The 20,336-nt window shown below is 70.9% G+C and carries 18 protein-coding genes; 4 read left to right on the top strand and 14 right to left on the bottom strand.

Annotated features, from left to right (window positions below; genetic code table 11):
* Window positions 1-29: 29 nt before the first annotated feature.
* From pgaD to pgaA, 4 genes are read right to left on the bottom strand one after another with little or no spacing between them, the layout of a single operon-like run.
* A complete protein-coding gene (gene pgaD / locus ACTJLF_RS26640) occupies window positions 30-605 on the bottom strand; it encodes a poly-beta-1,6-N-acetyl-D-glucosamine biosynthesis protein PgaD (protein ID WP_354411050.1) in 576 nt (191 codons plus the stop codon).
* Window positions 595-1,875, bottom strand: a complete 1,281-nt coding sequence (gene pgaC / locus ACTJLF_RS26635) for a poly-beta-1,6-N-acetyl-D-glucosamine synthase (protein ID WP_019656823.1) — start codon at window positions 1,873-1,875, stop codon at window positions 595-597. The genes pgaD and pgaC overlap by 11 nt, the downstream gene beginning before the upstream one ends.
* Window positions 1,872-3,953, bottom strand: coding sequence for a poly-beta-1,6-N-acetyl-D-glucosamine N-deacetylase PgaB (gene pgaB / locus ACTJLF_RS26630; protein WP_440884240.1), 2,082 nt, complete (start codon window positions 3,951-3,953; stop codon window positions 1,872-1,874). The genes pgaC and pgaB overlap by 4 nt, the downstream gene beginning before the upstream one ends.
* The gene (gene pgaA, locus ACTJLF_RS26625; RefSeq protein WP_440884239.1) at window positions 3,953-6,565 is read right to left on the bottom strand and encodes a poly-beta-1,6 N-acetyl-D-glucosamine export porin PgaA; all 2,613 of its coding nucleotides are present in this window, start codon (window positions 6,563-6,565) and stop codon (window positions 3,953-3,955) included. Before pgaA ends, pgaB begins: the two co-directional genes overlap by 1 nt.
* 312 nt (window positions 6,566-6,877) lie before the next feature.
* On the opposite strand from pgaA, the gene ACTJLF_RS26620 reads away from it, so the two are divergent.
* On the top strand, window positions 6,878-7,732 hold the full coding sequence (locus tag ACTJLF_RS26620) for a creatininase family protein (protein ID WP_132802187.1): 855 nt from the start codon (window positions 6,878-6,880) through the stop codon (window positions 7,730-7,732).
* A gap of 24 nt (window positions 7,733-7,756) precedes the next feature.
* On the opposite strand, the gene ACTJLF_RS26615 is transcribed toward ACTJLF_RS26620, so the two are convergent.
* The 10 genes from ACTJLF_RS26615 to ACTJLF_RS26570 form a co-directional block, all read right to left on the bottom strand.
* On the bottom strand, window positions 7,757-8,722 hold the full coding sequence (locus tag ACTJLF_RS26615; protein WP_416489625.1) for a threonine dehydratase: 966 nt from the start codon (window positions 8,720-8,722) through the stop codon (window positions 7,757-7,759).
* Between the two features lie 23 nt (window positions 8,723-8,745).
* Window positions 8,746-9,378 (bottom strand): LysE family translocator, encoded by a 633-nt coding sequence (locus ACTJLF_RS26610; RefSeq protein ID WP_019656827.1) that lies wholly within the window; start codon window positions 9,376-9,378, stop codon window positions 8,746-8,748.
* Window position 9,379: 1 nt separating this feature from the next.
* Window positions 9,380-10,072, bottom strand: coding sequence for a VOC family protein (locus ACTJLF_RS26605; RefSeq protein WP_019656828.1), 693 nt, complete (start codon window positions 10,070-10,072; stop codon window positions 9,380-9,382).
* A 14-nt stretch (window positions 10,073-10,086) separates the two neighbouring features.
* Window positions 10,087-11,010 (bottom strand): PhzF family phenazine biosynthesis protein, encoded by a 924-nt coding sequence (locus ACTJLF_RS26600; RefSeq protein ID WP_132752120.1) that lies wholly within the window; start codon window positions 11,008-11,010, stop codon window positions 10,087-10,089.
* Window positions 11,011-11,143: 133 nt separating this feature from the next.
* A complete protein-coding gene (locus ACTJLF_RS26595) occupies window positions 11,144-11,785 on the bottom strand; it encodes a glutathione S-transferase family protein (protein WP_019656830.1) in 642 nt (213 codons plus the stop codon).
* A gap of 39 nt (window positions 11,786-11,824) precedes the next feature.
* Window positions 11,825-12,664: a PhzF family phenazine biosynthesis protein gene (locus ACTJLF_RS26590; RefSeq protein WP_440884238.1), complete on the bottom strand. Its 840-nt coding sequence runs from the start codon at window positions 12,662-12,664 to the stop codon at window positions 11,825-11,827.
* Window positions 12,665-12,676: 12 nt separating this feature from the next.
* Window positions 12,677-13,312 carry a LysE family translocator gene (locus ACTJLF_RS26585; RefSeq protein ID WP_019656832.1) on the bottom strand — a complete coding sequence of 212 codons (636 nt, stop codon included), beginning with the start codon at window positions 13,310-13,312 and terminating at the stop codon, window positions 12,677-12,679.
* A gap of 21 nt (window positions 13,313-13,333) precedes the next feature.
* Window positions 13,334-14,536 carry an aminotransferase-like domain-containing protein gene (locus tag ACTJLF_RS26580; protein WP_126182402.1) on the bottom strand — a complete coding sequence of 401 codons (1,203 nt, stop codon included), beginning with the start codon at window positions 14,534-14,536 and terminating at the stop codon, window positions 13,334-13,336.
* A gap of 61 nt (window positions 14,537-14,597) precedes the next feature.
* Complete coding sequence (locus tag ACTJLF_RS26575; protein ID WP_132802207.1) at window positions 14,598-15,554, bottom strand: DMT family transporter; 957 nt, start codon at window positions 15,552-15,554, stop codon at window positions 14,598-14,600.
* Between the two features lie 154 nt (window positions 15,555-15,708).
* Window positions 15,709-16,308, bottom strand: coding sequence for a LysE family translocator (locus tag ACTJLF_RS26570; RefSeq protein ID WP_019656835.1), 600 nt, complete (start codon window positions 16,306-16,308; stop codon window positions 15,709-15,711).
* A gap of 122 nt (window positions 16,309-16,430) precedes the next feature.
* Here ACTJLF_RS26570 and ACTJLF_RS26565 point away from each other — a divergent pair, with 122 nt between their 5' ends.
* The 3 genes from ACTJLF_RS26565 to ACTJLF_RS26555 all read left to right on the top strand — a co-directional run bounded on the left by ACTJLF_RS26565 (window position 16,431) and on the right by ACTJLF_RS26555 (window position 20,204).
* A complete protein-coding gene (locus tag ACTJLF_RS26565; RefSeq protein ID WP_019656836.1) occupies window positions 16,431-17,870 on the top strand; it encodes an aminotransferase-like domain-containing protein in 1,440 nt (479 codons plus the stop codon).
* A 226-nt stretch (window positions 17,871-18,096) separates the two neighbouring features.
* Entirely contained in the window at window positions 18,097-18,879 is a 783-nt protein-coding gene (locus ACTJLF_RS26560; RefSeq protein ID WP_440884237.1) for a PhaM family polyhydroxyalkanoate granule multifunctional regulatory protein, read from the top strand.
* A 44-nt stretch (window positions 18,880-18,923) separates the two neighbouring features.
* The gene (locus ACTJLF_RS26555) at window positions 18,924-20,204 is read left to right on the top strand and encodes an FIST signal transduction protein (RefSeq protein ID WP_145761874.1); all 1,281 of its coding nucleotides are present in this window, start codon (window positions 18,924-18,926) and stop codon (window positions 20,202-20,204) included.
* Window positions 20,205-20,336: the final 132 nt, after the last annotated feature.

Genomic DNA, 20,336 nt, shown 5'->3' with positions numbered 1-20,336 from the left:
ACGCGCCCGGACGGATGGACCACGGGCGCTCAGCGCTTGTTCTTCGTGGTCTCGGGTTCGAGGGCGGCCGGCGTGGTGTCGATGGCTTCGCGCAGGTGGCCGTCGTTGTCGTGGTGCACCAGCAGCTGGCGCGTGCGCTGCCAGGTCGACAGGCGCGAGGGTGGCACCTCGATGTAGGTGGCCAGGGCGGAGAGGGAGGATTTCTCCTTCACCGGCGCCGGCTCGCGGCGGTGCTGCCGGCGGCGCCAGGGTGCGATCACCAGCATCGACAGCAGGATGCCGCAGATCACCAGCCCGTAGAGGCTCAGCAGGTGCATCACCTCGGGCTGGGAGCGCGCGCCCAGCACGTAGGGCCACGCGTACCAGATGGCGCAGAACCAGATCGCGACTGTGACGGCGGGGCGCAGCAGGCGCAGCCACAGGTACATGGCCAGCGCACGCTGCGGCGAGCGGCTGCTGCCGAAGGCGTGCAGCGGAATGCGCGCGGCGTCGATGATGGGCTCCTCCACCGCCGGCTGCCCCCACGAGCGGCGGCGGCTCGGGGGCGCCGTGTCGTTGTGCATGTCGGGCGGGTAGCTGGAGGGGAACACGGACTCATGGGACATCGGAAACTCCTCTATCGGGACTTGTCCACACCGCTCGTTTGCCCCGGCGGCGTATCAGGGCTTTGGGAAAGGCGATCACGGTGGTGGCCATCGTGATGGTCCAGAAGGCGATCGGATACCAGATCGTTCCGGCGAAGTAGCGCATCAGGTCCCGGTCGTAGCGGCGGTCGATCCACAGGCTCAGCAGCATCTGCAGGATGCAGGTCATGGCCAGCAGCGTGCCCTGCCAGTGCGGCAGCAGGGCCGAGTGCCACGACGAGTCGGAGGGCAGGAAGGGCCGCACCAGGCTGACGACGAGCACCAGCGCCATCGCATAGGCCCAGAAGACGCTGGTCATGTACTCGATGTAGATGGGCCACATGCGCCAGTGGCGCGGCCGCAGGATGTGCGAGCTGCAGCGCAGCATGGTCTGGATGCCGCCGATGGCCCAGCGCAGGCGCTGCTTCCAGAGGCCGCGCAAGGTCTCGGGCATCAGGATCCAGCACAGCGCGCGCGGCTCGAAGCGCAGCTTCCAGCCGGCGATCTGCAGCTTCCAGCTCATGTCGATGTCCTCGGTGAGCACGTCGGGGCTCCAGAAGCCCACGTCGATCACCGCGCGGCGGCGGAACATGGCGATCACGCCCGACACCGTGAAGAGCGTTCCCACCAGCTGCTGCGAGCGCTTGATGAGGCCGATGATCGAGGAGAACTCGCCCACCTGCATGCGCCCGAGCAGCGTCGTGCGCGTGCGGATGCGCGGGTTGCCGGTGACCGCGCCGATGCGCTCCGAAGCCAGCATGGGCAGTAGCATCCAGGCGATGGCGTCCTCGTCGATCAGTGCGTCGCCGTCGATGCCCAGGATGTACTCGCCGCGCGCGAGCTGGCAGGCAGTGTTCAGGCCCACGGCCTTGCCCTGGTTGCTGGCGTTGTGGATCACGCGCAGGCGCCCGTATTCCTTCGTCATCTCGTCCAGCAGCTCGCCGGTGCCGTCGGTGCTGCCGTCGTTCACCGCGATGACTTCGCAGTAGGGGTAGCGCGTTCGCATCAGCTGCTCGATCACCTCGCGCAGGTGCGGCGCCTCGTTGAAGCAGGGCACCACCACCGTGACCAGCGGGCGCGAGGGCAGCAGGTCGAGCGGGTTGACGTCCACGTCGCGCTTGCGCTCGAACACCATCGCATGCGAGAGGCCGCCGGCCATCCAGACGTAGGCCATGAAGAACGGGTAGTAGAAGACGAAGCCGAACAGCAGCGAGGGCAGCGTCTGCGCGAGGAACTGCGTCGTGGGGCTCATGGCGCACGTCCTCCCTGCGCTGCGGGCGACGGGCCTTCGGGCTGGGCCGGCGTGCGCAGCGCACGCGGCAGCAGGGTGCGCACCGAGATCGCGCGGCGCACGGTGTCCAGCCCCGGCTGGTCGTTGAGGAAGTCGTCGGGGTAGTAGCCGAGGTGGCGCACACCGGCGCGCTGCAGCAGCGTCCACTGGCGCGCGAGTTCGGCGTCGGCCACGGGCTTGCCGGTGCGCCAGTCGCGCGCCTGCAGTTCGAACACCGTGCCGTCGAGGCCGCGCGGCGTGTCGGCGGCGCGCCTGGCCAGCCGCGCGAGCCAGCCTTCCGCGTCGGCCTCGCGTTCCATGCGCGGCATGGCCATCAGCGCGACGTAGTCGTAGGCCGCGAGCGAGGCCTCGTAGTTCTGCGCGAACCACTGCTCGGCCTGCGGCTCGAGCACCGGCCGGGCGTAGAGGTTGCGCGCGGTCTCCAGCGCGGGCCGCCATGCGCCGGTGCGTGCGGCGAGCTCCTGCGTGAACTCGATCAGGTGGCGCGTCTTGGCCGCGGTCCAGCGCGCCGTCAGTTCGGGGTTCGCGCGGATCGCGGCCATGTCGGCCGGCAGGCCCCACTTCGCGTAGGTTTCCAGCGCGGCAGGGCTCGCGTCCTCGTCGTCGGACAGCATCGCGTCGTCGTGGAACAGCAGGCCCTCGAAGAAGGCGTGGCGGCCCAGGTCCTCGTAGATGTCGCCGACCAGCGCCCGCACCGCGGGGTCGAAAGGCGTGAGGCGGTGGTAGCGGTCGGCGTGCACCGCACCGTCCTGCGCCGTCACGGCGTGCGTGGCGAGCGGGTTCGACGCCGGCAGCCTGAAGGCCGTGACCGGCATCCACGCGTAGACCTTCACGCCGGCGCGGCTGTGCAGCTGCCAGGCTGCGCGGCCGAACAGGTCGGCGCGCACCGGCAGGTGGCGGTTGGGAAAGTACAGCGCGTCGGCCACGCCGTCGCCGTCGGGGTCGGCGTACGCCTGCAGGAACACCGCGCGCGGATGCACCGCGGCCACACGGTCGATCAGCATCGAGAGGTTGCGCTCCTGCTGGGCCGGATCGGGGTCGTACACGTAGTCGAGGTCCACGTGCATCACCCGGTTGACCGGCCGCACCTCGCCGCCCACGGGGCTGCGCAGCATGCGGTCGAAGGCGGGCGCCTCGTTGTCGTAGGCGGCCAGCGCGCGGCGGATGCGCGCGAGCGGCACCTCGGGCGCATTGGGGCCGTCGTCGAGCGTGAAGGTGATGGGCATGCCCGCGCGCTTCGAGGCCTCGACCGCGGCGCTGTTGTAGGCGCCGTAGGGCCACACCATCGAGCGCACCTTCGCGCCGGTGCGCCGCTCGATGATCTCGCGGCTGCGGCGCAGGTCGGCCTCGACGCGCCGCACGTAGGTGTCGTCGTCCTCGTAGCGGCCGGTCTTCGGGTCGTAGCGGTGCGTGGCCGCGGCCGGCAGGAGGTTGCCCTGCGGGTTGGCGAGGATGCCGGTGTGCAACGCGTCGCTGTGGCTCGCGAACTCGACCAGGCCCGAGCGCGCCATCTCGGCCGCCTCGCTCCACGAGAGGAAGTTCTCGCGCGGCGCGGGCCTGTCGCCCCAGTGCACCTGCCGGCCCTCGGGCACCTCGAGCCAGCTCGTGACCAGCGCCATCAGCGCCGGGTAGTTGTAGCGCTTGAGCAGCGGGAAGACCTTGGTGTAGGCGCTGCGGTAGCCGTCGTCGAAGGTCAGCAGCACCGGCTTGGGCGGCAGCGGCTTGCCGCCCGCGCGAGCGTCGACGATCTGCTGCAGGCTCACCGGGTGGTAGCCGTTGTACTGCAGCCAGGCGAGGGTGTCGGCGAAGGTGCGCTCGTCCACCGCGGTCTCGTCGGGCGATGCCTCGAAGCTCTGGCGCACGTTGGCGCGCACGTCGTGGAACGCGATCACGCGAAAGCTCAGGCCGTCGTCCGGGTCGGCGGGCGGCAGCGGCTGCGCGGGCACCGGCAGCGCGCAGGCCGCGAGCAGCGCCAGCAGCAGCCACGGCAAGGTCGAGCGCCAGAAGGCGAGGGGATGGGGCTTGGTTTTTCTTCTCATCACGGCAGCGGGGTCGAGAGGTTCAGGAAGACGCCGCGCTGTCGCTCGCGCACGCCGTCGTAGGGATGGCCGGAGAAGACCAGGCCGTAGCGCAGCGTGAGCTTCGGGCCGAGGTTCCAGCGGTGCTCGTAGCGCAGGCTCCACATCGGGCCGCTTCCGAAGCCGGCCTGCCGGTAGCTGCCGCCGCCGAGCTCCAGCACCTGGAAGAACTGCCGGTCGTCGCGCTTCCAGTTGAGCCACTGCGCGCGCACGCTGAACTGCACGCTGGAGTCGCTCGACGGGTTGAAGTAGGGCGCATCGACCGCGCGGCCGCGGCTCGCGTCGGCGCCAAGGCGCGTCTCGAGCTGGAAGGCCGGCGTGCTGATCCAGCGCTCGCGCCAGCCGATGTCGATGCCTTCGCGCCGGTTGCCGTCGCTGAAATCGAGCTGCTGCCACTTGAGATCGAAGCGGCGCGATTCGTCGACCACGTAGCCCACGCCCGCGCCGAACTCGTGTGCGCCGATGCCCGCCGCGCGCGCCTTCCACGGCAGCTCCCGGCTGTCGCCGTCGTAGGTGGCCGACAGCCGCCATGCGTCGCCCGCGCGGTAGTCGAGCCGGCCGGCCACGCTGTTGCGGTACGGCCCGCTGTTCGCGTGCTGGACGATGCCTTCGGCGAGCCAGCGGCCCTGCTCCCAGCTCAGGCCGAGGCCGCCGCGTGCCCAGTTCGCGTTGCCGATGTCGGTGCTGCCGCGCCCCAGCGTCTGCTCGTAGAACACGCGCCAGCGGTCGTCGATGAGGCCCGAGCTGAGCCGGCTGTCGATGCGCCATTCGTGATTGGCGATGGCCGCGCCGCCCGAGGAGGCCTCGGCGTCGACGTCGAGTCTCGGGCCCACGAGTGCGCGGCGCTTGCGTTCCATCTCGCGCACCTGCACCGAGTCGGGCACGTCGGCGGCGAGCGATTCGGCGCGGCGGCGGGCCTCGGCGAACTCGGACGCGTCGAGCAGCGCCTCGACATGGCCCACGCGCGCATCGGTGTCGTAGGGCGAATCGGCCGCGAGTGCCTCGTAGCGCGCCAGCGAGGCCTCGGGGTGCTCGCGCAGCCGCTCGGTGAGGGCCGCGCCGTGCGCGAAGCCGGCATTCATCGGCGCCTCCCGCGTCAGCACCGAGAAGCTGCGCTGCGCGAGCGCGGGACGGTCGGTATAGAGCTGCACCATGCCCCGCAGGCCGCTGACGTCGGTGTACTCGCCGTTCGGGCGGCCGGGCTCGGGCGCGAGCCGCAGCTGCGCGGGCGTGGCGGCCTCGATGCGCTGCAGCAGCGCATCGGCGTCCGCGAAGCGGCCCACGTCGAGGTAGGCGTAGACCAGCCCCAGGTACGCCTGGTCGGGCATCGGCAGCTCGGCGCCGCGCCAGGCGATGGCCGCCTCGTAGACCGGCACGGCCTCGATGGAGCGCCGCTCCTGCGCGAGCGCGCGGCCCGCGGCCACCAGCGCGTAGGCGGGGATGTCAGTGTCGGTGGCGCGCATCGCGTCGTAGAGCGCGATGGCCTGGGCAGGGCGGCCGCGTTCGACCAGCGCCAGCAGGCGGTCGGACTGCAGCTTCACGCGCAGGTTGCGCCATGCGTCGGCGTCCGCCGAGTCCGCCTGGAGCGCCTCCGCATCGACCCGCGCCAGCGCGGCTTCCTGCTCGGCCAGCACGCGGTCGAGTGCCACGACGCGCTCGGTGCCCAGGCGCTGGTCGCGCGCCTGTATCGCCCAGCGCAGCCGCTGCGCAAGCGCCTCCTGCTGCAGGGTGGACAGCGCCAGCGGCGAGAAGCTGCCGGGGTTGGCGCGCTGCGCGGCCTCCGCGCTCTCGAAGGCGCTCGATGCGGCGCCGCTGTCGGCGAGGAGGAAGTCGGCCTCGCGGCGCAGGTCGGGACGGCCGGGTCGAAGAGCCCCGGCCTCGGCGTAGGCGCCCAGGGCCTGCAGCGTGTCCTTGCGGGCACGCGCGAGCGCGCCGCGCAGTTCGAGCAGCGCCACGCGGTCATCGATCCGCGTGGGAGCGGGCTGCGACAGCGTGTCGTAGAGCGCCTGTGCGCCGGCGAGGTCGCCGCTCTCGATGCGCCACCAGGCCTCGTGCAGGCGGGGCTCGCGCGCATCGGGCTGCCGCGCGCGCCAGACGGCGATCGTCTCGCCCTGCAGGCGGGTGTCGTGCGTGCGCCGGGCGGCCGCCGCCAGCGGGCCCAGCGCATAGGTCTGCAGCGTCGAGGGCGCGAACTCGCGGCCGAGCGCGACGGCCTCCGCGTACTGGCCGTCCGCCGAAGCGATCGCGATGGCGTCGGAGGCCACGCGCCGGCGCGCATCGCCGTCGATCGGCGAGGCCAGCCATGCCTTGAGCTGGCGCAGCGCGTCGGCACCGGTGATGCGGCCTTCGCGGCGCTCGACGATCAGCGCGTCGTGTCGGCGCGCGTCGTAGGCCGCGTCATTCGGCGAACGCGCGCTGTCGATGGCCGCGGGCTGTACGGGCGACGGCTGCGCTAGCGCGACCGGTGCGCCGAACGCCAGGGTGCATGCCAGGGGCAGTGAGGGAAGTTTTTGCGCGGTCCGCGCCAATCGAAGAAACATCGGACCGGCCGGCGCCGAAGCGCGCGCAGCCATGACCGTGCCTCCAGTCTTTTTCTGGATGAACACCTTGCTCCCTTGGAAAACCGAAAAGAGACCCCGGGCGACCCATCGCGACGCCGCAAGGACCGGGGGTGCCTACGTGACAGGCCGGCAACCCCGATTCGGAGAATCAAATCTTCGCTGACTTTAGTGATGATTGTTAACTAACGCAAACAATGAACTGAACTTTTGCGGTTCTAGGTGTGAATAGGTTCGCGTTTTGGCCGCCTGCGTCGATCGCTGTTGTCGGACGGGCGCCCGACCCGCCGATGACCGCGCGGTTCCGGCCCGGCCTAAGATCGCGTGATGAACGCTTCCCAGGCCCCTTCGACGCCATCGCTGCCATCGCCCGCGCTGCCGCGCTTCTGGTCGCAGCTCACCACGCGCGACTTCGCATCGCTCGACGCGAGCACCACCGTCGCGGTGCTGCCGCTGGGTGCGACCGAGCAGCACGGGCCGCACCTGCCGCTGGGCGTGGACACGGTGCTGGCCGACGGCATCGTGGCCGCGTCGCTGCCGCTGCTGCCGGCCGCGCTGCCTGTGCTCTTCCTGCCGACGCAGCAGATCGGCCTGAGCCCCGAGCATGCGCGCTTCGCGGGCACGCTCACGCTGTCGGCCGAGACGCTGATCCGCATGTGGAAGGAGATCGGCGCAGGCGTGGCGCGCGCGGGCGTGAAGAAGCTGGTGCTCTTCAATGCGCATGGCGGCCACGTGGGGGCGATGGACATCGTGGCGCGCGAGCTGCGCGCCGAGCACGGGCTCATCGTCTACAGCGTGAGCTGGTTCAACCTGCCGCTGGGCGACGCCGGTGCGCAGTTCAGCGCGCACGAGCACCGCTTCGGCGTGCACGCGGGCGAGATCGAGACCTCGATGATGCTGGCGCTCTCGCCGCAGCTGGTGCGCATGGGCGAGGCGCGCGATTTCGACTCCACCTCTCGCCAGCGCGCGGCCGACTACGCGATCCTCGGCAACGGCAGGAGCGCGAAGCTCGGCTGGGCCATCGAGGACTACAACGCCCACGGCGCCGCGGGCAACGCGGCCGCCGCCACCGCGGCGCACGGGCAGGCGGTGGTCGACGAGGCCGCACGGCAGCTCGCGCTGCTGCTGGAAGAGGTGTCGCGGCTGCCGCTGGAAACGGCCAACACCGGGCCTCTGCCCTGAACTCCCGAGCTTCCTGAATTCCGGTCAGGCGGCGGCCAGCACGCCGGCGAACATGTCCGAGTCGACATTGCCGCCGCTCAGGCATACGCCCACCGTCCTGCCGCGCCAGCGCTCCTGCTGCTGGAGCGCCGCGGCCAGCGCGGCCGCGCCGGCCCCTTCGGCCACGTTGTGCGTGTCGCTGAAAAGGATGCGCATGGACTGCGCGATCTCGTCGTCGGTGACGGTAACCACGTCGTCGGCCTCTCGCAACACCACTTCCACCGATTCGGGCACCGGCGTGCGGCAGGCCATGCCGTCGGCCAGCCGCGTGGTCACGGGCGATTCGACCGGCTTGCCCGCGCGGAAGGAATCGCGATAGGCCGTCGCATGCGCCGACACCACGCCGATGAGCTTCGTCGACACGCCGCAGTGCGCGCGCGCCGCCGCTGCGGCCGCGAAGCCCGAGCCCAGGCCGATGGGCACGAAAAGCACGTCGGGCGGCGTGGCCGAGAGCGCTTCGAAGAACTCGACATACGCCGTCGAGACGCCGCGCACCAGCTCGCGGTGGAACGAGGGCACGCGGTGCAGGCCGTCGCGTTCGGCGAGCGCGGCCGCATGTTCCGACGCGGCCTGGAAGTCGTCGCCGTGCTCGACCAGCGTGACGCCCAGTGCACGCATCGCGGCGTTCTTCTCGGTCGAGTTGCCGTGCGGCACAACGATGGTCGCGCCCAGCCCGTGGCGGCGCGCCGCGAAGCCGACCGACTGGCCGTGGTTGCCGCGCGTGGCGCTGATCGCGTGGCGCACCGTCGGCTGCTCGCGCGCCAGCGTCTCGAAGTAGGTCAGGCCGCCGCGGATCTTGAAGGCGCCGGCCGGCGTGTGGTTCTCGTGCTTGGCCCACACGGTGGCGCCCAGGCGCTGCGACAGGAGCGGCCAGGCGTACTGCGGCGTGGGCGGCATGGCCGCGCGCACGGTGCGCTGCGCCGATTCGATCTCTTCGCGGGTGAATCTCATGGGGTGTCTCTCTTCCTGTCTGCCTACTTGCGCTCGGTCAGCGCCACCCGCACGGCCAGCGCGGCGAGCACGCTGCCCATCACGTAGCGCTGCGCGCGCAGCCAGCCGGCGCTTTGCGACAACACGGCCGTGATGCCTGCGGCGCCGACGATCATCACCGTGTTGACCAGCGCGCTGGCGGTCATCTGCGCGATGCCCAGCTGCATGCTCTGCAGCAGCACCGAGCCGCGCTCGGGGTGGATGAACTGCGGGAAGAAAGAGAGATAGAACATCGCCACCTTCGGGTTCAGCAGGTTCGTGAGAAAGCCCATGCGGAACAGCTTGCCCGGCGGATCGGCCGGCAGCGCGCGCGCCTCGAAGGGCGCGGTGCCGCCGGGCTTCACCGCCTGCCATGCGAGCCACAGCAGGTAGGCCGCGCCAGCGATGCGGATCGCGTCGAACGCCAGCGGCACCGCCAGCAGCAGCGCGGTGAGCCCGAGCGCCGCCGCGAACAGGTGCACCAGGAAGGCCAGCAGCACGCCGCCCAGCGATATGAGCCCCGCGCGCCGGCCCTGCACCAGCGTGCGCGAGACGCAATAGATCATGTTCGGCCCGGGCGTGAGCGCCAGCAGCAGCGAGGCGAATGCGAAGAGGGCGATCTCGGTGAAGCTCAGCATGTCAGAGTCCTTGCGATTCGAGGGTCACGCTGCCGCGCGGCGTGTCGAGCACGGCAACCAGGTTGGGCGGGCCGGCATCGACCTCGAGGCCCGTCATGCCGATGGCCGACAGCGCGGCGGCCAGCGCCGGCGCGCGCGGGTGCGTGGCGCGCAGCGAGCGCAGCACGACGCCCGACGCGGGCATGGCATCGGTGGGATGCACCGCACCCCACTGGATCAGCGTGGGCAGCGCGCCGTAGAAGAGCCGCTGGCCGTCGTCGCGCACGGTGATCTGCCATTCGAGCCGTCCGGCGGGCGTGTCGCGCGAGGCTTCGAGCAGCTGGCCGCGGTCGATGTGCGCGTGCTCTTCATGCGCCAGCGCGCGCATCGCCGCATGCGCATCGGGCACGCGCGCGACGACGTGGATCAGCCGCGGGCCATGCCGCACGAGGCCGGCCTGCAGCGCGGCATCGTCCATGTCGAACCAGCGGCGCGTCTTGGGCCGCGACGGCTTCCTGCCCGGCTCGATCGCGATGATCTCGGCGTAGGCAGCCGGATAGGCGTCGCCGGAGACGTTGAACAGCCGGTTGTGCGTGCCCATGAGCGGATGCGAGCCGCCCGGTGCCGGCGTGATGCCGAGCGTGGCCTCGCACCACGCCACGCCCTCGGCGAGCGAGGCGGCGGCGATCACCAGGTGGTCGAGCTGCGCGTGCATGGCGGGCTGTGCGTTCAGAGCGAGACGCTGCCGTCCACGCAGGTCACGGCGTCGCCGCCGACCCAGATGCGGCCTTCCGCGTCGCGCTCGATGTGGACGCGGCCCGCGCGGCCCAGGCACTGGCCCTGCGCCGCGAGGTAGCGCTCGGGCATGTGGCCGTCGGCGATCAGCCATTCGGCGAGGCTCGCGTTGAGGCTGCCGGTGACCGGGTCCTCCTGCACGCCGATGGGCTCGGCGAACGCGCGCACCTCGAGGTCGATGCGCGCGCCGTCCGCGTTGGGAACCGCGGGCCGGTTGCCGAAGGCGCGTGCCTCGCGGTTGGAGCGGCCGATGAGTAGCGAGGTGTCGTGCGCCGCAGGCACGCCCGCCACGCCGGCCTTCACGCCCAGTTCCTTCAGCGCGCGATGGTCGGGCTGCAGCGCCAGCACCGCGTCGGCGTCGTTGACCAGCAGGCCGAACCAGACGGGGCCGTTGTCCAGCACCTGCGCCGCGATGACCTGCTGCGCCTTCAGGCCCAGCGCGCCCGCCACCTTGGCCAGCAGCGCGGGGCTGGGCGCGCTGCGCTTGAGCGGCGGCGCTGCGAAGGCCAGGCGGCTGCCGTCGCGGCGCAGCGGCACCAGGCCCGCGCCGCACTGCTGCACGACCATGCCCGCCGCCTTGGGCTTGCCGCCGGCCTCCAGCCATGCATGGCAGCTGCCGATGGTCGGGTGGCCGGCGAAGGGCAGCTCGCCGCCGGGCGTGAAGATGCGCACGCGGTAGTCGGCCGTCGGATCGGTGGGCGGCAGCAGGAAGGTCGTTTCGGACAGGTTGGTCCACTGCGCGAAGCGCTGCATGGCGGCGTCGTCGAGGTCCTGGCCGTCGATCACCACCGCGAGCGGGTTGCCGTAATAGGCGGTGGCGGTGAAGACGTCGACTTGCTTGAAGGGGCGGGATTTCATTCGAGGCTCAGGAGGGTCGGATCAATGGACGATGTCAGTCGGGGAACACCGTGGAACCGGCTTTGCCGGGCCACAGGTGTTGCCCCCTGCAAGGGGGGTGGCGCAGTCGCACGAAGTGCGCGGAGACTGGGGGTCATTCCAGGCTCAGATCGAGCACGCCGCGCGTGCCCGGTCGGGAAAGCAGTTCGGAGTACCAGCGCTCCACGTTCGGCCAGCTCGGCCGGCGGTATTCGGCGGCGGGCAGGCCGAACCAGCGGTGCGCTTCGCAGCCGACCGGGATGTCGGCCATGGTGAAGCGCTGGCCGGCCATGTAGGGCTGGCGCGCGAGGTGCGCGTCGAGCATCGCGAACAGCGCTTCGCTGTCGCGCACCGAGGCATCGATGAGCGCGGGCTGTCGCTCCGAGGGCGGCGTGCGCACCCACTGGACGAAGGCGTCGCGGCTCGCGCGGTTGAGCGTGGTCTGCTGCCAGTCCATCCAGCGCTCGGCGTCGAAGCGCGCGGGCAGCTCGGCCGGATAGAGGTTGCCGTGCGAATGCTTCGCGCAGAGGTAGCGCACGATCACGTTCGACTCCCACAGCGTGACGCGCTCGGCGCCCTCGCCGTCGTCGATGGCGGGCACCATGGCGTTCGGATTGATCGCGAGGTATTCGGGCGTCTGCACCACGCCGAACCTGCCGCCGGCCTCGGTGCGCTGGAAGTCGAGCCCGAGCTCCTGCGCGCACCACACCACCTTGCGGACGTTGATCGAGCTGATGCGGCCCCAGATGTTGAGCATGTTTGGTCTCTTTCTTTCTCTTCTCGATTCTTCGGTTGTTCAGTCCCGCATGACGCGCGCCGTGCCCGACACGCGGATCGAGCTGCCTGGCGCGGGCGAAATGTCGGCGTGCAGGCGCGACAGCATGCCCATGTCCTCGCCCTGCACCACGTCGATGGCGCCGCCGTGCGGCCAGCCGATGTCGCGCAGGTAGCCGGCCAGCGCGGCCGTGGCGGCGCCGGTGGCGGGGTCTTCGTACACGCCGCCGGACGCGAAGGGGTTGCGCGTGTGCAGCCGCTGCGCGGTCTCGGCGAAGACCAGCACGATGGTCGTGAGCCCGGCGCGAGCCATCAGCGCGCGGCCGGCCTCCAGCTCGTAGTGCATCGCCGACAGCGCCGCGCGGCTTGCCAGGGCCAGCACCAGATGGTCGGCACCCGCATGGGCGACGGCCGGCGGGATGCGCGGATCGAGGTCCTGCGGCGAATAGCCGAACAGGGCGAGCGCCTCGGAAAGCAACCCGGGCGACGCAGCGGCGCTGCGCGTGGGTGGCGACTGCAGCGCAGCCTCGACCACGCTGCCGTTGCGCCGGCCTTCCACGGTGATCCGCGCCTGGTTGAGCACCAGCGGGAACACGCCGTCGCCCCGCTGCATCGCCAGCGCGGCGCCCAGCGCGATCGTCGCGTGGCCGCAGAAGGGCACTTCGGACTGCGGCGCGAAGTAGCGCACGCGCCAGCTGCCAGCGTCATCGGCGGGAGCCGCGAACGCGGTTTCAGAGAAACCGACTTCCGCGGCAACGCTCTGCATCCGCGCCGCCGGCGGCAGCGCATCGGCGATGACGACGCCGGCTGGGTTGCCGCCCGTCTCTCCACCGGAGAAGGCTGCGATCTTCAGGACATTCATGAGAAGGCCTCTTCAGCGGGGCGAGGGGCGGTCGAGGAACAGCAGGCGCACGGCCAGCCCCAGCATCACGGCCGCAAGCAGGCCGCTCTGGAAGCGCGCCGCGCCGGGGCGACTGTGCAGCCAGCGTCCGATCTGGCCGCTGCACGCGCCCAGCAGCGTGTTGAAGGCCAGCGCCGCCATCGACAGCACCACGCCCAGCTGCACCAGCTGCAGCGGCACGCTGCCGCGCGAGGGGTCGACGAACTGCGGCAGGAACACCATGAAGAACAGCAGCGCCTTCGGATTGACGAGGTTGTTCAGCAGCGCCATTCGCACGATGCGGCCGAAGCCGGCGGGCTGCGCCTGCGCCCCCATGCGAAGGCCGCCGCTGCGCAGCGCCTGCACCGCGAGCCACACCAGGTACAGCGCGCCCGCATAGCGCAGCACGTCGAACGACGGCGGCCAGGCCGCCACCAGCGCGGTGACACCGGTGGCGGCGAAGAGCGTGTGCACCAGGTCGGCCGCCGAGATGCCGATGGCCGCCGCGAAACCGCCGCGCGGACCATGGGCCACGCCGTGCGAGAGGACGAAAGCCATGTTCGGGCCCGGCGACAGGAACAGCGCCAGTACCGCGAGCAGGAAGAGCGAGAGCGTCGCGAGACCGATCACGGTGGCTCCTGGGTCGTGGTATCAGGCCTGCGCCACGGCCGGCGTCTTCTCGCCGAGCAGCGCCAGTTCCTCGCGCAGCGTCTGCGCGAGCGCGGCGATGGCGGTGTCGATCTCTTCCACGCTGGCCGTCACGAACGACAGGCGCAGCGTGCGCGGATCGCCTTCGCCGGCGTAGAAGGGCGCGCCGGGCACGAAGGCCACGTTGCGCTCCACCGCCTTGGGCAGCAGCTTCACGGTGTCCACGCCCTCGGGCAGGCGGGCCCACAGGAACATGCCGCCCTTGGGCGCGTTGAACTTCACGTCCAGCCCCTTCATCTCGCGGGTGAGCGCGGCCATCATCGCGTCGCGCTGGCGCTTGTAGAGGGCGCGGATGGTGGGCACGTGAGTGTCGAGGAACTTGTCCTTCATCACCGCCGAGACCATGCGCTGCGTGAAGATCGGCGTGTGCAGGTCGACGGCCTGCTTGGCCTGCAGCAGCTTCGGGTAGATCGACTTGGGCGCCACCAGGAAGCCCAGGCGCAGCCCGGGGGCCAGCACCTTCGAGAACGAGCCCAGGTAGATCACGCCCTCGGGGTTGCGCGCGGCCAGCGGCAGCGGGGGAGCCTCGTCGAACCAGAGTTCGCCGTAGGGGTTGTCCTCCACAATGGGCAGGCCCGCGGCGGCAGCGGCGGCCGAGACGGCGGCGCGGCGCTCTTCCGTCATGGTGCGGCCGGTGGGGTTCTGGAAGTTGGGCAGCAGGTAGATGAAGCGCGCGTCCTTCGCCTTCTGCACGAGGTCGTCGACGATCACGCCGTCGTCGTCGCTGGCCACGCCCACCGGGTGCGGCTCCATCGGGCCGAAGGCCTGCAGCGCGCCGAGGTAGGTGGGCGTCTCCACCAGCACCTTGCTGCCCGGATCGATCAGCACCTTGGCCACGAGGTCGAGGCCCTGCTGCGAGCCGGTGGTGATGAGCACCTGCGAGGCGTCGACGTCCCACGGCAGCATGTCGGCCACCGCCTGGCGCAGCGGCGCGTAGCCTTCGCTGGCCGCGTACTGCAGCGCGGCCTGGCCGTCGTTGTGCAGCACCTCGGCGCAGGCGTCGGCGAAAGCCTGGATCGGGAAGGTCTTGGGCGAGGGCAGGCCGCCGGCCAGGCTGATGATGCCGGGGCGCTCGGTGACCTTGAGGATTTCACGCAGCACCGAGGGATTCATCTTGGCGGCGCGGGCGGCGAGTTTCCAGTTCATGGCTTTCTTCTTTCAGGCGGTGAGGTGAGATTCGGATGTTCGGGGGCGCGCACGGCGCGGGTCAATCACGGTACACGACATGGGCTCGCTTGTCGTGCCGGCCCCGGGCGGGTGCCGGCGCGGGCTGCGACAGCTGCTTGCCGATGACCACCGTGGCCACCACGGCTGCGGCGAAGGCCAGCGTGACCACGTCCAGCGGCTCGCCCAGGATCGGGATCGAGGCCAGGATCGACAGGAAGGGCTGCAGCAGCTGCGTCTGGCTCACGCGCAGCGCGCCGCCCAGGGCCAGGCCGCGGTACCAGGCGAAGAAGCCGATCCACATCGAGAACATGCCGACGTAGACGAAGCCCAGCCAGGAGGTGGTGGCGATCGGCTGCGTGGGCCACAGCGCGAGCGTGGCCGGCAGCGTGACGGGCAGCGCCATCACGCACACCCAGCAGATCACGCGCTCGGCGCCCAGCGAGGGCGTGACCTGCGCGCCGTAGATGTAGCCCAGCGAGGCGGCGACGACCGCGCCCACCAGCAGCAGGTCGGCCCATTCGAAGCCGAAGCCATGACCGCCCTGGCTCGCGCGCAGCACCGAGAACACCACCACCAGCAGGCTGCCCGCGACGGCGCAGAGCCAGAAACCCAGCCGCGCGCGCTGGTGCAGCACCCAGGCCGCGACGGCGGCCGTGACCAGCGGCAGCAGGGCAGTCACCACCGCCGCATGGCTGGCCGTGACCACGCGCAGCGCGTAGGCCAGCAGCAGCGGGTAGCCGATGACGTTGCCCAGCACCGCCATGCCCAGCGGCTTCCACTGGTGCGCAGCGGGGCGCGGCGAGCGCGTGACCAGCAGGAAGACGGCCGACAGCAGGCCCGCCAGCGCGGCGCGGCCGAGCGTCACGAACCACGGCGACAGCTGCGGCGCGTCCTGCGAGCCGGTGGCCAGGCGTGTCATCGGCAGCGTGATGGCGAACATCGCCACCCCCACCACGCCCAGCCACATGCCGAGAGTTTCGTCCTTGATGTTCTTCATGTCGGCGACCTCCCCGAGAAAGGTGCCGCTGAAACCGGGCGGTGCGCCGTCGGGGAATACCGCGGAACCGGCTCGGCCGGGCCGCTGGTATTGCCCCCTGCAAGGGGGGTGGCGGAGCGACACGAAGTGCGCGAAGCCTGGGGGTGAGCCGATCTCATACGCCCGCCATCCACCAGGCGGTGAGCACGAGCACGAGTCCCATTGCGCGGTTGAACCACAGCAGCCGCGAGCCCTTGGCCAGCCAGTCGCGCAGCATGGCGCCGACCAGCGCGTAGGCGAAGTTGCTGACGAAGGCATAGGCCAGCATCACCGGCGCCACGATCGCGAAGCGGTGCAGCGCGTCGGGCTGCCCGGCGATCCAGCCCGCCACCAGCGTGAGCGCCAGCAGCCAGGCCTTGATGTTCACGAACTGCAGCATCACGCCCTGCCCGAAGCCCACCGACAGGCTCTTGCCGTCGGCCTTGCCGAGCGTCGCGCTGCCGCTGAGCTTGTACGCCAGCCACAGCAGATAGCCGATGCCCAGCGCCTTGATGGCCAGCCGCAGCGAAGGCACCGCCACCACCAACGCGCCGATGCCGGCTGCGCACAGCGCCAGCAGCAGCGTCCAGCCCACCGGCACCGCGACCACGAAGCGCATGGCGCGCGGCAGGCCGCCGTTGGCCGCCAGGGCGGTGGAGAGCGTGGTGTTGGGGCCGGGCGAGAAGCTCATCGCCGTGGCCAGCACCAGCAGCGCGGTGAATTCTTGCCAGTTCATGACACACACTCTAAACTTGAGACCATTACAGTTCCAGTACAGATAATCAAACAATCGGGCAATCTGTATTGGTCACTCCTTCGACACAGAAGCCAGGGAATCCGGCAGATCCCGGACGACGAATGCTCACACGCACCTCCACACAGTCGCTGACCGGGCAGCTCGCCGACCGCCTGGCCGAGCGCATCCGCACCCGGCTGCTGCCGCCCGGCGCGCGCCTGCCCTCGGTGCGCGAGTGCGCGCGTCAGCAGGGCGTGAGCCCCTACACCGTGGTCGCGGCCTACGACCAGCTGCTGGCGCAGGGCCTCGTCGAAGCCCGGCGCCAGCGCGGCTTCTACGTTCGCGACTCCGCTCCTGCGCAGGACGCCCGCTCGGCGAACGGCGCCGACGGCGCGATGGGCGTGCCCGCAGCGATCGCGGTGCAGATGATGGCCTCGCGCGTGCCGGCCGACGCCAGCTCCCTGATCCGCAGCATGTTCCACCGCCCGAGCGACAAGCCGCAGCCGGGCATGGGCGTGTTCCCGCCCGACTGGATGGCGTCGACCTTCATGCCCACGGCAGTGCGGCGCATGACCAATACAGCCGCGCTGCAGGAACTGTCGCTGCAGTACGGCGAGCCGGCCGGCGACATGAGCCTGCGGCGCAGCCTCTCGCAGAAGCTGGTGGGCATCAACGTGCCGGCCTCGCCCGACCAGATCGTGACCACCGTGGGCGCCACCCACGCGCTGGACATCGTGAGCCGCACGCTGCTGCGCCCGGGCGATCCGGTGATGGTCGAGGAGCCCGGCTGGGCGCTGGAGTTCGCGCGGCTGGAGGCGCTGGGCATGCGCATCCTGCCGGTGCCGCGCCGCGCCGACGGGCCCGACCTGGAAGTGATGGCGCAGTACTGCAAGCTGCACAGCCCCAAGCTCTTCGTCAGCGTGAGCGTGCTGCACAACCCCACCGGCTACAGCCTCACGCCGGGCAGCGCGCACCGGGTGCTCAAGCTGGCCAACGAGCACGGCTTCCACATCGTCGAGGACGACACCTACAGCCACCTCGCACCCGAGCACGCCACGCGGCTGAGCGCGCTCGACGGGCTGCAGCGCACCATCTACGTCAGCGGCTTCGCGAAGATCCTCGCGCCCAACTGGCGCATCGGCTTCCTGGCCGCGCCGCCCGACCTGAAGGAGCAGCTGCTCGAGACCAAGCTGCTGGCCACGCTGACCTCGCCCACGCTGTTCGAGCGGGCCTTGTCGTGGTGCATCGACCAGGGGCAGCTGCGCCGGCACTCCGAGCGCGTACGCATCCGGCTCGACGGTGCGCGGGGGCGGGCGGTGAAGCTGGCGATGGCGCACGGCTGCACCTTCGCCTCGGAGCCGGCGGGGCTCTTCGGCTGGGTCGACACCGGCGTGGACACCGACGCGCTCACGCAGCGCATGCTCGACCAGGGCTACCTGCTGGCGCCCGGGTCGCTCTTCCATGCGCGCCGGCCGCCGAGCACCATGATGCGGATCAACTTCGCCACCTCGCAGGACGCGGCCTTCTGGAAGGTCTTCAGCAAGGTCCGAAGCGAAGTCTGATCTGGCTCGCCACCAGGCGTCGCCCACTTCGCGCCGCGCGCGCCTTGCCTTGCCGGGGGCCATTCCGACGGCCCGGCAAAGCCGGTTTCGTGGTGTCCCGCGGAGGGGCTTTCGAGTTGGACGGCACGTTGGGAAAAGGCGGCACGGAAAGGTCAAACGCCGGAGGCTTGGAGTAAGCTGGCAGCACAAGAAAACCCATACCCAGCACCCCAGGAGACCTCCTCGCATGAGCAACGCCAGCAAGCCCTTCGACTTCAGCCAGTTCGTTCCCGGATTCGACTTCCTGAAGAACCTCGCCGGCGGCGCTGCCTCGGGCAACGGTTCGGTGCCGGGCATCCCGAGCCTCGCGAGCTGGGTCGCGCCCACGCTGAGCGTGGAGGAGGTCGACAAGCGCATCCAGGAACTCAAGACGGTGCAGTACTGGCTCGAGCAGAACGGCCATGCGCTGAAGGCCACCATCCAGGCGCTCGAAGTGCAGAAGATGACGCTTTCGACGCTGCGCGGCATGAACGTGCGCATGGAGGACATCGCCAGCGCGTTCACCAGGCAGGCGACCGCCGCCGCAGCAGCCGTGGCGCCCGCGGCCGCGGCCTCCAGGGCTGCGCCGGAGCCCGAACCCCGGGAGCCCGAGGAAGTCGAGAACGAAGAGGCGCCCGAGGAGGAGGCTCAAGAAGCCGCTCCCCCGCCCAGCAAGCCCACCCGCAAGCCCGCCGCCTCCAAGGCCAAAGCCACGGCGGGCGAGAGTGCAGGCGTGGTCGACCCGATGCAGTGGTGGGGCTCGCTCACCGAGCAGTTCCAGCAGATCGCCAGCACGGCGCTGCAGGACGCGGCCCAGTTGAAGATGCCGTCCATGGCGCAACCGCTGGCCGATGCGGTCGGCTCGGTCATGGGCAAGCCGGCGGCGGCCCGCAAGCCGGCCGCCGCGAAGAAGTCTGCGAAGACGACGGCTCCGGCCGCCAAGAAGAAGACGTCCGCCGCCGCGCGCAAGCGAACCTCCGCGCGACGCTGACGTCATACACACATCCATTTTTCAAGAACGGGTTGGCACGCATCATGAAGCTTTTTCCCTCCGGTCATGCCACCCATCCGCAATGGCGAATGGCCGCGGGCCTCGTGCTCGCGCAGCTGCGGGCGCAGATGGCGCTGCCCGACTACGCCTCCGCGCCCACGCTGGGGCTGCTCTACATCACCGACCACTACGCCGGCGACGCGCAGGACATCCTCGACCACCTGAGCGCCGAGCTGCCCGAGGTGACCGACTGGTCGGGCACCGTCGGCCTCGGCGTGTCGGCCAACAACGCCGAGTACTTCGACGAACCCGGCATGACCCTGATGCTGTGCGCGCTGCCGAGCGACCAGTACCGCGTGTTCTCCGGCGTCGCGCCCCTGGGCAATTCGGAAATGAGCGGTTTCGAGGCGCACACGGCGCTGGTGCACGCCGACCCCGCCACGCCCGACCTCGCCGAACTGATCGGCGAGATGGCCGGGCGCACCGACACCGGCTACCTGTTCGGCGGACTTTCGTCGGGACGCGGCGGCGCGCTGCAGTTCGCCGTCGGCGGCAACGGCAACATCCGTGGCCATGGCGCCGCGGGCGGCGTGTTCTCGGGCGGGCTCTCGGGCGTGGTCTTCGGCGAAGGCGTGCGGCTGGTGTCGCGCGTCACCCAGGGCTGCCAGCCGCTGCGCTCGGGCGCGGTGCGCGAACGCGAGATCACCGAGGCCGACGGCAACCTGCTGCTCAAGCTCGACGGCGAGCCTGCGCTCGACGTGCTGCTGGCCGACCTGCAGGTGTCGCTGGAACGCCCGCAGGAGGCCATCGAAGCGGTGCGCAACACCCTGGTCGGCCTGGCCGACGCCGGCAGCGACGGCATCCGCCGCACCGGCGACCTGGGCGCCGACGTGCTCGTGCGCCACATCATCGGACTCGACCCCACGCGGCGCGGCATCGCCATCGCCGATACCGCGGAAGCCGGCATGCGCCTGACCTTCTGCCGCCGCAACGCCCAGGCCGCGCGCGCCGACCTGATGCGAATCTGCGCGGAAATCCGCGAGGAACTGGAGCCCGAGGAACAGACGCTGGCCACCGCACGCGCCGTGGCGGCTGGCGAGGCCGAAGCCGCGCCGCATCCCGCGCGGCGCATCGCCGGAGCCGTGTACGTGAGCTGCTCCGGCCGCGGCGGCCCGCACTTCGGCGCGCCGGGGGCGGAGCTGCAGATCGTGCGGCACGCGCTGGGCGACGTGCCGCTGGTGGGCTTCTTCGCCGCAGGGGAGATCGCGCGGCACCATCTGTATGGGTATACCGGGGTGTTGACGGTGTTCACCGCGCCCGACTGACCTGGCGCCCGACGCGAAAAAGCGACGGGCGAGTTTTCGGCGGGAGGAACCATCGCTAGAATCCGCCCGCTTTCTTGAATCTCTGCTGCTGCAAGAAAGAGCCAGCCGCGCATCGCCTCCCTCGCGAGCGCG

Origin of the sequence: Variovorax sp. 22077, from assembly GCF_052044195.1 — a bacterium.
Classification (GTDB): Bacteria; Pseudomonadota; Gammaproteobacteria; order Burkholderiales; family Burkholderiaceae_C; genus Variovorax; species Variovorax atrisoli.
Note: the sequence above shows the minus strand (reverse complement) of the source record. Positions and strands in the feature narration are given on the sequence as shown.